Here is a 12,081-nt window from a genome sequence, read left to right on the forward strand (position 1 = left end):
GGCGTGGGAGTGTTGATGGAGCAAAGGCAGGGCGGTTTGTCCTTCAACTGCCGTCGAACGTCTCCAGGCTTTGTTTTCAGAAATCACTGTAACACCTCACATCGCTTCTGCTGCCAATGCAAAGGCCCCAGTTCTTACGAACTGGGGCCTTTGTCTGATGACGGTAGTAACCGTAAGTTAGAACTTATTTGGCTTTCTTCTCAGCGGCGGGGGCGACGGACTTCTGCTTGGCCCAGCGCTTGCGCTGAGCGTCAGCGATCTTCTTGCGCGCTGCGGGGGACATGATTCTCTTCTTTTTGGCAGGCTTTTCTGCAGTCGATGAGGTGGTGGAGGACGACTTGGATGAGCCGCTAAGCAGTTGAGCCAGTTCCTGCTGGAGGTCTTCGATTTTTTCTTGAAGAGTAGCAGCGCGGCGAAGTTGGGAAGACGATAGAATCATTTGTGGTTTTATTATTGGGATTACAACACCTTGTTTATGAAAGGCTTAGTGGAAAGTCAAGCGCAGAACCAAGTGCGGCATCTCAGTTCGGCGGTTAAAGCGCCTTGTTATAGATGCTCTGGAATACCTGAGCAGCGTTTGGATCAATGATGGTGATGCCGTCTTTGTCGAAGCGTGCAGTAACTGTCGCTCCTTTGCCTTCCTGCATGTACTTCCAGTTAAGATCGCGCACGCGGGCGGCGGCGTCCACAATGGCGCAGGTAATACGGGCATCTTCGGCGGTAGGATAGAGTGAGGCCACGGAATCCCGTGTTTCTTGGGCAAACTTCACGCGGCAGATGGCCACCAGACCCACAGTCAGACTATCGACGCCATAGCCTATGTAGCCTTTGCTGCCATCCGGGCGGGATACTTCACGGGTAAAGTGATTGTTGCTCGTGCGGGTGCCGCCGCCCTGATTCCACCAGCGGAAGCCACGGTACTGCTGGTCGCTCTCGACTTTGCCGTCAGCACCGACGATCTCATGACCTTGGTTCACCGGACCTTCAAAGTCAGCGGGGGTAACCCAGTTATTGTTAAAACTGATCGACATGCCGTTGTCGAAATCGACGCGCACTTGCACGGCGTCGAAGGCATTGATGCCGTCGCGGATCAGACGTTTCTTCTGACCCACAGCGGTCAGGGACACGGGCTTGCTGTGGTAGTAGCTCCAGATCAGGTCCGTCCAATGCGGGCCGACGTAGCTGAATGGGTCGCTGCTTTCCACCCACTTGAAGGTGCTGGTGCTGACTTCAAGCGGCTCTTCGAGATAGGCGGTGCCATAGAGCGGCGCACCGATGCGGTTCTGGATGTCATCGCGAATGCGCAGGTGGTCGGGGTCATAGCGTTTGTGCATGTCGACAGCGACGATGAGGTTTTTGGCCTTGGCCGCTTCGATGATTTCATCCGATTCTTGAATGGAGAGGCACATGGGTTTTTCGGTCAAGACGTGAACCCCTTTGGCCAGAGCGGCGAGAATGGGCTGCGTGTGCAGATGGTCCGGAGTTGCCACTGCCATCACATCGAGATCGGGAAAGGCAGCCAGGATGTCATCCCAAGGCGCATCGCCATGGAAGGCACGCGGCTCGTGGCCGGTGAGTTCCTTGAAGGCGGCAGCGGTTTTGAGCGCGGATTTCTCACTGCGGGTGGCGACGGCGACGAGATCAAACTTCACCCCGGCGAGTTCGCGGGAGTATTTGTCGAGGCCGACACGGGCGAGCTGCCCGGCGATGCCGAAGCGCTGCAGGTCCGCGTAAGCACGTGCGTGAACATCTCCGCCGAACATGCCGGCGCCAACGAGGGCGATCTTGATTGTGGATTCCATGGTGCCACACGGAACGCGAAGTCAGGCGTCATGCAACCGGTCTGGCTGATACATGAATGCCGGGTTCGCGTGTTTTGGTGAGCCTGCCGTGCCAAGGGCAATGACGAGTGCGTCTGGGTTTGCATGGCGTGCAGAGGCGAGCATGAAGAGGCCAAAATTCGCGGACGGTTGCACGCTCTCCGGATTTGCCATGAACTACAATCACCGCAGCCCTCCGTGACAGGCAAGCCAAAAACGGTGATTGCAAGCCGTCACGCTGCCAGTGGCGTTGCGAGCGCTACGTAGTCAGGCCTGTCCGAGGCATCGCGATAGGTGTGGCCTTTGATCACCTGCCCATGATGCAGCAGAAATGCGCCGGGGAGCTGGAGCGGATCGCCTTTGATCCTGCCCGGCAGATGACCTGCCACGGCGGACTTGATCCAGGCACACAGCACACGCGGTCCCATCAATTGCACCATGCGGCCACGCTTCAGGCCCAGCCCCTTGTAAAGTGTGCGTTGAGGATCCGCCACAGCGGCGATGTCAGCCAAACCATAGCGTCCGGCAAAGGCGGCAAAATCTTCAGCCTCGCCCATGTGCCCCAGCACGATACGCGTGCCCGCGGCTTCAATCTGCCTGCGCAGTCGCGCGATGTCAGACATGGCATTGCGGCAGAAGGTGCAGCCCTCGTGCCGCAGCAGGACCAGCAGCACTGGCGACTTGTCTGACAGAGCCGCGAGTGTTTCTCCCGTGCTAGTCAGCGTTCGTCCCAGCAGTTCGGCAGAGTCAGGGGAAGCTCTCATTCCAGGAGCTTAGCCAGTCATGCAGACTTCCCAGTCCTTTATTTCCCAGCATTCGCCTTGTCGGCAGGCTTTCCAGCAGGGGCGTCAGCTTTGGCAGCAGGCACGGTGGGCTTGGGAGCTGTAAACAAAACTTTGGGGGTGCGGACGCCCGACCACTGGTCATTTTTGGTTTTGAAAGGGCGGGGGGATCGATTGCTGACTTTTTGACTGCGCATGGCCTCCGTTACTTTTGAATAGCCCGAATTGCAAAGGGTGCTTCACACCTTTGCACACTCATGCCATTCTTGAAGGCGGTGGGCGGCCGTGCATATTTCTCGCATGACACTCCCTTACCCCACCCTCATTCCCGGACTCCGCAGCCCTAACGCTCAAGTGAACGGTCTGGTCTATTTCGGCCGGATGCTGGACAAGATTCGTCTGACTGCCGCGGGCACACTGCCTGAAGACTGGCAGTCTAGGCGCGGCGCTATCTCTGGCAGCTTTGACTGGCGCTGCTGCGAGTTCCTCCGAATCGACTACGCCACACTCGAAGCTGAAACGCTCAAGGGCGGTAGCGATGAAAGCCTGCTGGCCTGGGCCTATACGAATGGCCGCCAGCCCACCGAGCAGGAGATCGAAATCTGGAACGCCTTCATGACCAAGCGCGGCTGGCGCGATACAGGCACGGAGCGTCTGAACGAACGCCTGGCGGAAATCGGCCTGCCACCCGGAACGGTGGCGACGATGTTTGAGTACATCGAAATTGATGAAGGCAGGCTGATCCCTAGCGCGAAGTCACTGCGCCGCCATTCACCTGCGGCTCATGAAGGCTGCTTTCACGGGGTTCCTTCCACTGGATTGTTGAAGGAGGCGGAAGAAATAGCGCAGCTCACGCCACCGCGATCACCGCAGTCTGCGCCGTGGGCGGCAGCGGATGCAACGAAGCCTCATTGAAGCCTGCCTCGATGAGCATCTGCTGATACTCCGCAAACGTGTAGGCATCCCCCTCCGGCGTGGTGCCAAGCATGACGAGGCTGAAGCTGGCAGCCGGAGGCGGAGTGACGCGATCCTCATTCGGCACAAATTCAACGATCACCACCTTGCCGCCCGGCCGCAGCGCAGCCTTCACACGCTTCAGAAAGCGGGTGCATTCATTGATCGTGAAGTGGTGCAGGAAATTCGGCACCAGCACGACATCGTAATCACTGCCGAGATCCACCGTGAAGGCATCGCCGGTGATCGTACTGAAGCGTTCCGCGAGACCTGCTGCCGCTGCGTTTTCCTTCGTCACTTCGAGCACCGCTTCCCAATCAAGCGCAACGAGATGCGCGCGTGGATTTTTTTGCGCGACGGCAATGCCATAAGCCCCATGACTTGCGGAGATGTCGAGCACACGGGTCTCGCGGGAGGGATCCAGCGGCACCAGGGCCGCTGCGCCCTGCGAGGTCGGCATCATCATCGGCCCCATGGCGCGGGCAAATTCCACCCAGGCCGGATGATCCGCTGCAGTCGTGCCCTCCTCCGTCGTATGCAGACGCCCACGGCGAATGGTGGATGCGAGATCTGTGAAGGCCTCCGTCAGCCCCGGAGCCAGCAGAAAATTCACCGCCGCGCCGAAGTACGCCGGGGATTTCTGATCAAGAAAAGCCGCAGAGGATGGCGTTAGCGTGTAGCACGGCCCATCCTTTGTGAGGAAGCCCAAGATCGTCAGATTGTCGGCCAGAATGCGGATGCCGCGCTCCGGGCACTGGCAGAGAGTGGCGATCTCGGCAGCAGTCGCCGGGTTGCTGCCGATGGCGGTGAACAACCCCAGATCAATCGCTGCCTTTAACGCTGCCGATTTTTGGAAGGCATTGATCGTTTCAAAGAAAAGCTGGGGAGACGGAGCTGCGGATGGATCAGACATAGTAGAGAAACAATAACAAGAGGACGCGTGATCGCCAATCCACATGAAAGCGCTCCCTGCTAAATAAAGATTTAGTGGCCATGAGTCGCACACGCCCGCATCTTCTATCTGAACGGACGGGAGGAATGCTGCACGTTAGATGCTGCCTTTGTTCCCGTTTTCATCCAAGCTCATTCGCATCCATATAGCCGCCTCATGGAATCTCTCTCTCCTGAAAGCCAGACTAAGCCGTCGCTGAACCGCCACGTCATGTTCTGCTTTCTGCCTCATGCGCTGTTTGTCCTGCTTGCCTTGGGTGTCTGGGGGGGGGGCTGGTGGCTTCTGCTGCCCATTGTTTTTTTGCAGGTCGCGCTGCCAATGCTGGACTGGATCACCGGCTGGCAGGATGACGGTCATTACGAGAAGGCTGATTTCTCAGGCGTGCAAGTGTCTTTGCTGCAATGGAACACGCGTCTGTATGCTGTGTTTTACATGGCCTCAATCGTGTGGCTGGCGATGTCTCTGAATCGTTTCAATGCCATGGAAATCGGCATCCTGATCGCAGTCGCCAGCCTGATGGGCGGGATCGGTTTTGGGGCAGCCCATGAGCTGCTGCACGGAAAGGAAGAGCTCGATCAGATCACACAGCGGCTGCTCACCACCTTCTTGTTCTATCCACACTACAAGCTCATTCACATCCGCAGTCATCATGTCCACGCCGGAACGGATCATGACGAAAACACCGCCTGGCTGAATGAAAGCATCTACTCCTACATCTTCCGCACGATTCCCGGCAGCATGATCCGCTGCTGTAAAATGGAGGCCCGACGCTGCAATGGCGAGGGCTTGTGGAAGAACAAAATGTTCATCTATGCCCTAGGCCAGCTGGCGCTGTTGATTGGCCTGTATCTGGTTTCAGGACTGAACGGCACCTTGTTTTATCTGGCTCACATCCTTGGCGCTCACATCGTCCTGGAGTCGGTGAATTACATCCAGCACTACGGCCTCATGCGCCGCATGAGCAACGGTGAATATGAAAAGACCGGTGCAGAGCACTCCTGGGATACCTACCACTTTTTCTCCAGCTACATCACCTTCCGCGTCGGGCACCACTCCTATCACCACATCGCAGTGAAGCCCTACTACCTCCTGACCCCGGAGCCCGAGGCCCCGAAACTTCCAGTGGGCTATTTCTGGGCCATTGCCATGGTCCTGCTGCCACCGTGGTGGCGACATGTGATCAATCCCAAGCTGAATGCGCCCGCCGCTTAGCTGACTACTTTTTTCACAAAGCAGGCCTTCAGGCCAATCGCGATCCCGTCCATCTTGCAGGAGATCTCGTGGTCGCCATCCACGAGTCGGATAGGTTTTGATTTGGTGCCTACTTTGAGCACGTCATTGGAGCCTTTGAGCTTTAAATCCTTGATCATTGCCACGATGTCGCCGTCCGCCAGCACGGCACCGTAGGCGTCCTTCACCACACGCGCCGCATCCGGCTCGTCTGCTAGTTCCAGCTTCGGCCATTCGTGACCGCAGGTCATGCACTCATAGCGGTCGGTGTGGTCCAAAACATCATTCATCTCGCACATCGGGCAGGCAGGTTGGCTCATAGGAGATGAAGCAGACACTTCGAGCGCATGAAACTCAAGCGCTGACTGATCTTCGACAATTTTGGCGCATGAACTCGCCAGATTTACTCGTTTGAATGCGCCCATGAACATCCGCCTCCTCCTCGCCCCCTGCCTCCTCATCAGTGCCGCCATCTTGGCCGCAGACCTGCCCAAGATTCCCGCCAAGCCCATCGCCGAAAAGAAAGAACTGCTGTTCTCCGATGAAATGAACGGCAGCGAGCATGACAAACGCTGGCACCGCGTGGTGGACACGTTTGTCTTTGAAAATGATGCACTCAAGGGCACCCAGACGCGGGTGAAGGATATGCCCTCCAAAGACGGCAAATCAGTCATCACCGCGCATGCCGCCGTCTATGGCCTGGAAGTGCCTACTAAGGACAGCGTCGTCGAAGTGAAAATCCGCTTTGAAGGCTGCACGATGATCGATGTTGAGTTCGACGACCGCAAATACACCGCCGCCCACTACGGCCACCTCTGCCGCGCCCAGGTGCGACTCGACAAAGTCACCCTCATGGATGAGCGCGAAGGCAGCCAGAACATGATCATCAAGGAACTGCGCAAAGACCCGACCAAGAAGGATGAAGTGAACAAGATGATGGCAGGCAAAAGCGCCACCTTTCCAGTGAAACTCGAAGCAAACAAAGACTACACGCTGCTCGTCGAGACCGTGGGTGATGAAATGCGTGTCAGCATCGATGGCAAAGCCGTCGCCTTCCTCAAATCTGCTGGCATTGGCCACGCGACCAAGTCGAAGATCGAACTCGGTGTCGCCGGTCAGAGCGGCTGGTTTGACGACATCAAGGTCTGGAACGCCGCTCCTGCCAAATAAGCGAACTTCAAAGTCTCACAAAGCGCGGGGTGCTGCACCTCGCGCTTTTTTGATGCTCATCACCACGCGCCAGCCGAGCAGCAGCGTCACAATCACCGCGAAGAAAAACGGATACGTCACATCCGACTTCACGATGGCCCAGTAATGCAGCACACCGCCGATGGCAGTGTAGTACGTCAACCGGTGCAACTGTGCCCAGCGCGGCCCGCCGAGCTTTTTGATCATCGCATTGGTGGAGGTGACCGCCAGCGGCACCATTAGCAGAAAGCTAAACATGCCCAGAGCTATGAAGGGCCGCTTGTACACGTCCCCAACCACCGTTTGCAGCTGCCAGTCACGATCATAGGCCAGGTAGGTCAGCAGATGCGCGACACCATAAAAAAACGCATACAGGCCCAGCAGGCGGCGCTGTTTGAGCAGCCAGTTCCACCCATAGATTTTGCGCAGCGGCGTGACCAGCAGTGTGAGAATGAGAAAGACAAGCGTCAGCACACCCGTGGCACGCGTGACGTACTCTACAGGATTCGCCCCCAACTTCCCGCGCCAGCCGTCGATCAAGATGAGCACGGCAGGCAGCAGTCCATTGAAGAGAAAAAGCTGCCGGTGAAAACGTGTGTCTGCGCTGAAGTTCATACAGGTCAAAAATCCGCGCTGAGGTCCATGCCCGCATAGAGATGCGCCACCTGCTCCGCATAGCCGTTGAACATGAGCGTAGGTCGGGAGCCCATTTCACCGATGCGCCGCTCATGCGCCTGCGACCAGCGCGGGTGATCGACGGTGGGGTTCACATTGGAGTAGAAGCCGTATTCACCCGGATTGGCGAGGCTCCAAGTGGTGGGCGGCTCGCGGTCCATCAGCGTGATTTTCACCACGGACTTGATGCTCTTAAAACCATACTTCCACGGGACTACCAGCCGCACCGGCGCGCCGTTTTGATTGGGCAGAGTCTTGCCATACAGGCCGGTGGCCAGCAGCGTCAGAGGGTGCATCGCCTCATCCAGCCGCAGACCTTCCACATACGGGAGATCAATGCCGGCGTAACGGGAGTCAGGCATCTGCTTGATGTCATAGTACGTCTCAAACGCGACATGTGTCGCGGCACTCAGCGGCTCCACCATCGCCAGCAGTTTGGACAGTGGAAATCCCACCCACGGGATGACCATTGACCAGCCCTCCACACACCGGAAACGGTAGGTGCGCTCGACGGATTCAAACTTGAGCAGGTCCGCGAGATCAAAGCTGCGCGGTTTCTGCACCAGCCCGCCAACTTGCACACTCCACGGGTCGGTGACGAAGTCTTTGGCCTTCGCCGCGACCGCAGATTTGTCGGTCGAAAATTCGTAGTAGTTGTTATAGCCCGCGATGTCAGTGAACGAGTTCACCCTTTCATCCGCTGCGAGCGTCGTTTGCAGCGACGGCTCGGCCACGGTGGCGATGGCCGTCCCCGTGTCCTCCACTTCTGGTCGCGGGCTGAAGCTGCGATACAGCCCCGCCGTGGCCAGCGTGGAGCCAGCCCAGATGGCCGACTTCATGAAGAAGCGCCGGTTGAGAAAGGTCTCCTCAGGCGTGACCTCGCTGGAGGGAATAGGGGAGCTGTCTTTCATGTCGGGCAAAGCATGCGGCTCCTAGTGTGAGGCACCTGCAGCAATATTATTCCCGCACAATGAATGCCAACTGGCAAGTTGCATCCGCCACCATCACCTCGCAGGTTTTGCCATTCCATGTCCCTCCTCGAACGCCTCTTCTCCATCGGCCCCGTCCGCAAAGCCATCTGGCAGCTGTGGTATCCGTATCTCACACGGCGGCTGCGGAGCGAAGAAGTGCTGTTTTTGAATTACGCCTTTGAGACCGCCCCGCCCGTCGGCCTGCAGCTCGAAGCTGTTGACGAGCCCAACCGCGCCTGCATCCAGCTCTATCATCACGTCGCCACCCAGGTGGATCTGCGTGGCAAGGATGTGCTGGAGGTGAGTTGCGGCCATGGCGGCGGTGCCTCCTGGCTCACGCGCACGCTGCATCCCGCCAGCTACACAGGTCTGGATCTCAATCCCAGCGGCATCGCCTTCTGTAAGAAACGCCATCAGGTGAGCGGACTCCGCTTTGTGCAGGGAGATGCCCAGTCGCTCTCCTACCCTCCGCAAACGTTTGATGCGGTGATCAATGTCGAGGCATCGCACTGCTACCCCGATTTCCCCGGCTTCCTGGCCAAAGTCGCACGCGTGCTGAAGACGGGCGGTCACTTTCTCTATGCCGACTTTCGCTTCCGCGATCAATGGGCCGAATGGGAGCAGGCCATTGCTCAAGCACCGCTGGAGATCGTGCAGACCCGCGACATCCGCACTGAAGTACTGCGAGGCATGGAGATCAATGCCACACGCAGCGAGGCTCTCATCTGCCAGCGCCTGCCCAAATTTCTGCATTCCCTAGGCCGCGACTTCGCCGGACTGCCTGGCGCACGTGTGTATGAGGCGCTGAAGTCCGGCGAGCTCTCCTACCGCTCCTGGTGCTTCCGCAAGCCGTGATCAGGCGCCGATGGCCATCCAGTTGAACTCCACGGAAAAAATCCGCGAAGCATCCCAGGTGGAGATGACCGCCTGGAAGCCGAACTCCGTGACGTTCTCCGCCTTCAGCGTGAGCCGCGAGCTTTCCTGCCGGTCCATGTCGAATCCAGTGAGCCCGAGGTGCACGACGGGGACGAACGCAAAGGGTGAATCGAACATGACATCAAGGACGAAACTTCTCGATGCCGCAATGTCCGGATAAACCACGTCAAGCGTCCAGCCTGCCGTGAGGACACCGACACCAACGTTGGACGACAAAACTTGCCAGGGGACAGAGGATGAATACATGCGGAATCCATACAGCAGCATCCGGGCCTGACACCACCCTCTTTGTTGTCACACTGAAAAAGACGCCTCAGGCCACCACTTCCAGCAGCGCTTTCTGAATGTTGTTCTTCCCGGACTTCGGGAAAGGGCGTGGCATCGGCTGGGCGTTGCCGGTGGCATCGATGGTACGGCAGCGCAGCTCGTACTTGCCGGGCGCGAGTTTGACCGGTTTGGCAATCCAGCGGCACAGCGTGTGCTGCATGGGCCACTGCCGGGGTCTGCGCGTCACTGGATCAAACTGCGCAGGATGCAGCGGCGCGCCTTTGAAGCCCGCGATGCCGCTGCCATGAAAAGGCACGATCTCCGCATCCTGCCACGGTGCCTGAGTGAAGTTCGGGTCGTTGGCAGGCAGCGGCGCGTTCACATCCCGCACCCAGTACTGCACCTGCTTGAGACCTGAGATGCCGACCTGTGCATTGCCATGCAGCGTCAGTGCATCTTTCGCACTGAGCTTGTCGGGAAGATGATCGCCAAAGCGGGCGAAGGTCTTGAGCCACGAGTTGATGTCGTTGTTGCCGTTCGCGTAGGTGTCATCGGACTGATGTGCATTGGTGAAGCCGATGCGCTGCAGCCACTTCACCGATTTAAAGCCGTACGCCTCCGGCACCATCATGCGCACCGGCCCGCCGCGTTCGCCAGTGAGAAATTCGCCATTGAGCTTGTAGCAGAGCATCACGGGCAACTCTCCCGGCGGATCTTCAAACACACGGTTCATCGGCAGGTAGCATTTGAAAATCTGCTTCGGGTCCTCGTTGTGGTGGCCGTGATACCAGACATGTCGCAGGTTTTCCACCGGGCCGCAGAGCCACAGCACATCGCGCAGCGGCACGCCTTCCCATAGGCCATGCCCCAGCGGATCGGCGAGGTTGTTGCAGGTGATGACCTTCAGGTAGCTGACCGCCTTCGTCTTCGCGATCTCCATCAGCTTCTCAAACGTGAGCGCCGTACCATCGTTGCGCATCATGGGATGCTCGATCTTGGAATTGCTCGCTGGATCGGCGATGATTTCCAGTTGCCAAGTCTCACGCACCATGCCGATTTCGCGCTGCTTCTCGATGGGCAGTTTGTAGGGCAGGGGATTGCCGCGCTCCACATTGTAAAAGTCAGCTGATGGTGTGATGCAGCAGCCACCCTCTTCACACACCGGGCCCGTCTTTTTCCCAGCCGCCTGCAGTTCCGTATTGGCCTGCACCGCAGCGCCAGCGGTGCCGAGCTTGAACAGATCGCGGCGGGAGAAAGATTTGGGTTTCATGGGCACACACTCAAACGTGCGCACCCGGCGTCACTTAGCCTGAAAGTAGCCGCGCTGCTTCTCGCTGATGGGCAGTCCCAGCTTTTCCATGACCTTGAGCATGTCCTCCCACACCGCGCGCTTGGCACGAATGCCATCACCTGTTTTCTCCTCCCGCAGCAGGTAGGACGGATGATAGGTGACCATGGTCGGAATGCCGCTGGTGCTGTGAAACCGGCCGCGCAGGCTGCCTACGGCACCCGGAATGCCCAGCCCTTCCGCAGCCGTTGCCCCCAGGGCCACGATGACCAGCGGCTTGATGAGATCAATCTCCGTGAGCACAAAGGGCAGGCAGACTTTCATTTCCGCAGCTTCAGGCTTGCGATTGCCGCTGCCCTGATTGTCCATCGCCGGGCGGAACTTGCAGATGTTGCTAATGTAAACCTTCGGACGGTCGAGCCCCATCGCCTTGATGATGGCAGTGAGTTTCTGCCCCGCCGGACCCACGAAAGGCTCGCCCAGTTTTTCCTCTTCCGCTCCTGGTGCTTCACCGACAAACATCAGCGATGCCAGCGGACTCCCCACGGCAAAGACCATCGTCTTGCGCAAGCTGTTCATTGAGAGCGCGGGCTCCCAAGTCTCCGCCATCGTGCGCAGCGCCGCGAGCTTCTCTTCGAGCGTCACACCGGCCACTTCGAGCAATTCCGCCTTCTTCGTCTCCGGCGGCGGAGCTTCGTGAAGGGGGCGCGCGACTGGCGCAGGAGCCGCCGCGAACGACCTCAGCGGTTCAGGCTCGGAAATGGCGCGTGCCGCAGGCGGACGTCCGAGCCCGCTCAGCTTCTCCATCGTCCCCGGCCGCAGCCCGACATGCGTCTTGCCCTGGAGCTTACGCTGCTGCAGGTGCTGTTTGAGGAGGCTGGTGGCGGTGGACATGTTTAAGAAGGACGAATGCAGAGATTCCGACTTTCGTCATTCTGATTTCGTCATTGCCGCCGCGAGAGACGCATATCCATCCACACCGCAAGAATCAGCACGACACCACGCGCGATGTATTTGT

14 protein-coding genes are annotated in these 12,081 nt (G+C 58.4%); 4 read left to right on the forward strand and 10 right to left on the reverse strand.

Annotated elements, in window-relative coordinates:
- Positions 1 to 184: 184 nt before the first annotated feature.
- The 3 genes from PSV43_RS12970 to PSV43_RS12980 all read right to left on the reverse strand — a co-directional run bounded on the left by PSV43_RS12970 (position 185) and on the right by PSV43_RS12980 (position 2,584).
- The gene (locus PSV43_RS12970; protein ID WP_300197678.1) at positions 185 to 439 is read right to left on the reverse strand and encodes a hypothetical protein; all 255 of its coding nucleotides are present in this window, start codon (positions 437 to 439) and stop codon (positions 185 to 187) included.
- 94 nt (positions 440 to 533) lie between these two features.
- A complete protein-coding gene (locus PSV43_RS12975; protein ID WP_300197681.1) occupies positions 534 to 1,802 on the reverse strand; it encodes a Gfo/Idh/MocA family oxidoreductase in 1,269 nt (422 codons plus the stop codon).
- 251 nt (positions 1,803 to 2,053) lie between these two features.
- A complete protein-coding gene (locus PSV43_RS12980) occupies positions 2,054 to 2,584 on the reverse strand; it encodes a SelL-related redox protein (RefSeq protein WP_300197684.1) in 531 nt (176 codons plus the stop codon).
- A gap of 318 nt (positions 2,585 to 2,902) precedes the next feature.
- On the opposite strand from PSV43_RS12980, the gene PSV43_RS12985 reads away from it, so the two are divergent.
- Entirely contained in the window at positions 2,903 to 3,517 is a 615-nt protein-coding gene (locus PSV43_RS12985) for a DUF5069 domain-containing protein (RefSeq protein WP_300197687.1), read from the forward strand.
- Here PSV43_RS12985 and PSV43_RS12990 read toward each other — a convergent pair.
- Positions 3,453 to 4,469, reverse strand: a complete 1,017-nt coding sequence (locus PSV43_RS12990; protein WP_300197690.1) for a methyltransferase — start codon at positions 4,467 to 4,469, stop codon at positions 3,453 to 3,455. The two genes, PSV43_RS12985 and PSV43_RS12990, sit on opposite strands and share 65 nt — an antisense overlap.
- A gap of 195 nt (positions 4,470 to 4,664) precedes the next feature.
- Between PSV43_RS12990 and PSV43_RS12995 the strand changes: the two genes are divergently transcribed.
- Positions 4,665 to 5,720 (forward strand): fatty acid desaturase, encoded by a 1,056-nt coding sequence (locus PSV43_RS12995; protein WP_300197693.1) that lies wholly within the window; start codon positions 4,665 to 4,667, stop codon positions 5,718 to 5,720.
- Here PSV43_RS12995 and PSV43_RS13000 read toward each other — a convergent pair.
- Positions 5,717 to 6,058: a zinc ribbon domain-containing protein YjdM gene (locus PSV43_RS13000; RefSeq protein ID WP_300197695.1), complete on the reverse strand. Its 342-nt coding sequence runs from the start codon at positions 6,056 to 6,058 to the stop codon at positions 5,717 to 5,719. The genes PSV43_RS12995 and PSV43_RS13000 overlap by 4 nt on opposite strands.
- Before the next feature lie 103 nt (positions 6,059 to 6,161).
- Here PSV43_RS13000 and PSV43_RS13005 point away from each other — a divergent pair, with 103 nt between their 5' ends.
- Positions 6,162 to 6,908 carry a hypothetical protein gene (locus PSV43_RS13005; RefSeq protein ID WP_300197698.1) on the forward strand — a complete coding sequence of 249 codons (747 nt, stop codon included), beginning with the start codon at positions 6,162 to 6,164 and terminating at the stop codon, positions 6,906 to 6,908.
- A 15-nt stretch (positions 6,909 to 6,923) separates the two neighbouring features.
- Here the strand turns inward: PSV43_RS13005 and PSV43_RS13010 are convergent, their stop codons facing one another.
- Together PSV43_RS13010 and msrP are read right to left on the reverse strand one after the other, a co-directional pair.
- The gene (locus tag PSV43_RS13010) at positions 6,924 to 7,541 is read right to left on the reverse strand and encodes a protein-methionine-sulfoxide reductase heme-binding subunit MsrQ (RefSeq protein WP_300197701.1); all 618 of its coding nucleotides are present in this window, start codon (positions 7,539 to 7,541) and stop codon (positions 6,924 to 6,926) included.
- 5 nt (positions 7,542 to 7,546) lie between these two features.
- Complete coding sequence (gene msrP / locus PSV43_RS13015; protein ID WP_300197704.1) at positions 7,547 to 8,512, reverse strand: protein-methionine-sulfoxide reductase catalytic subunit MsrP; 966 nt, start codon at positions 8,510 to 8,512, stop codon at positions 7,547 to 7,549.
- A 117-nt stretch (positions 8,513 to 8,629) separates the two neighbouring features.
- On the opposite strand from msrP, the gene PSV43_RS13020 reads away from it, so the two are divergent.
- A complete protein-coding gene (locus tag PSV43_RS13020; RefSeq protein WP_300197707.1) occupies positions 8,630 to 9,427 on the forward strand; it encodes a phthiotriol/phenolphthiotriol dimycocerosates methyltransferase in 798 nt (265 codons plus the stop codon).
- On the opposite strand, the gene PSV43_RS13025 is transcribed toward PSV43_RS13020, so the two are convergent.
- The 3 genes from PSV43_RS13025 to PSV43_RS13035 form a co-directional block, all read right to left on the reverse strand.
- A complete protein-coding gene (locus tag PSV43_RS13025; RefSeq protein ID WP_300197709.1) occupies positions 9,428 to 9,754 on the reverse strand; it encodes an H-type lectin domain-containing protein in 327 nt (108 codons plus the stop codon).
- Positions 9,755 to 9,821: 67 nt separating this feature from the next.
- On the reverse strand, positions 9,822 to 11,045 hold the full coding sequence (locus PSV43_RS13030) for a molybdopterin-dependent oxidoreductase (protein WP_300197712.1): 1,224 nt from the start codon (positions 11,043 to 11,045) through the stop codon (positions 9,822 to 9,824).
- A 30-nt stretch (positions 11,046 to 11,075) separates the two neighbouring features.
- The gene (locus PSV43_RS13035; RefSeq protein WP_300197715.1) at positions 11,076 to 11,957 is read right to left on the reverse strand and encodes a uracil-DNA glycosylase; all 882 of its coding nucleotides are present in this window, start codon (positions 11,955 to 11,957) and stop codon (positions 11,076 to 11,078) included.
- Between the last annotated feature and the right edge of the window lie 124 nt (positions 11,958 to 12,081).

It is taken from the genome of Prosthecobacter sp., from assembly GCF_029946185.1.
In the GTDB taxonomy this organism is placed as follows: Bacteria; Verrucomicrobiota; Verrucomicrobiia; order Verrucomicrobiales; family Verrucomicrobiaceae; genus Prosthecobacter.

What these genes read in the sequence shown, in the direction of transcription:
- PSV43_RS12970 (WP_300197678.1), bottom strand. Translation starts at nt 439, where the DNA reads ATGATTCTATCGTCTTCCCAACTTCGCCGCGCTGCTACTCTTCAAGAA.
- PSV43_RS12975 (WP_300197681.1), bottom strand. Translation starts at nt 1,802, where the DNA reads ATGGAATCCACAATCAAGATCGCCCTCGTTGGCGCCGGCATGTTCGGC.
- PSV43_RS12980 (WP_300197684.1), bottom strand. Translation starts at nt 2,584, where the DNA reads ATGAGAGCTTCCCCTGACTCTGCCGAACTGCTGGGACGAACGCTGACT.
- PSV43_RS12985 (WP_300197687.1), top strand. Translation starts at nt 2,903, where the DNA reads ATGACACTCCCTTACCCCACCCTCATTCCCGGACTCCGCAGCCCTAAC.
- PSV43_RS12990 (WP_300197690.1), bottom strand. Translation starts at nt 4,469, where the DNA reads ATGTCTGATCCATCCGCAGCTCCGTCTCCCCAGCTTTTCTTTGAAACG.
- PSV43_RS12995 (WP_300197693.1), top strand. Translation starts at nt 4,665, where the DNA reads ATGGAATCTCTCTCTCCTGAAAGCCAGACTAAGCCGTCGCTGAACCGC.
- PSV43_RS13000 (WP_300197695.1), bottom strand. Translation starts at nt 6,058, where the DNA reads ATGAGCCAACCTGCCTGCCCGATGTGCGAGATGAATGATGTTTTGGAC.
- PSV43_RS13005 (WP_300197698.1), top strand. Translation starts at nt 6,162, where the DNA reads ATGAACATCCGCCTCCTCCTCGCCCCCTGCCTCCTCATCAGTGCCGCC.
- PSV43_RS13010 (WP_300197701.1), bottom strand. Translation starts at nt 7,541, where the DNA reads ATGAACTTCAGCGCAGACACACGTTTTCACCGGCAGCTTTTTCTCTTC.
- msrP (WP_300197704.1), bottom strand. Translation starts at nt 8,512, where the DNA reads ATGAAAGACAGCTCCCCTATTCCCTCCAGCGAGGTCACGCCTGAGGAG.
- PSV43_RS13020 (WP_300197707.1), top strand. Translation starts at nt 8,630, where the DNA reads ATGTCCCTCCTCGAACGCCTCTTCTCCATCGGCCCCGTCCGCAAAGCC.
- PSV43_RS13025 (WP_300197709.1), bottom strand. Translation starts at nt 9,754, where the DNA reads ATGTATTCATCCTCTGTCCCCTGGCAAGTTTTGTCGTCCAACGTTGGT.
- PSV43_RS13030 (WP_300197712.1), bottom strand. Translation starts at nt 11,045, where the DNA reads ATGAAACCCAAATCTTTCTCCCGCCGCGATCTGTTCAAGCTCGGCACC.
- PSV43_RS13035 (WP_300197715.1), bottom strand. Translation starts at nt 11,957, where the DNA reads ATGTCCACCGCCACCAGCCTCCTCAAACAGCACCTGCAGCAGCGTAAG.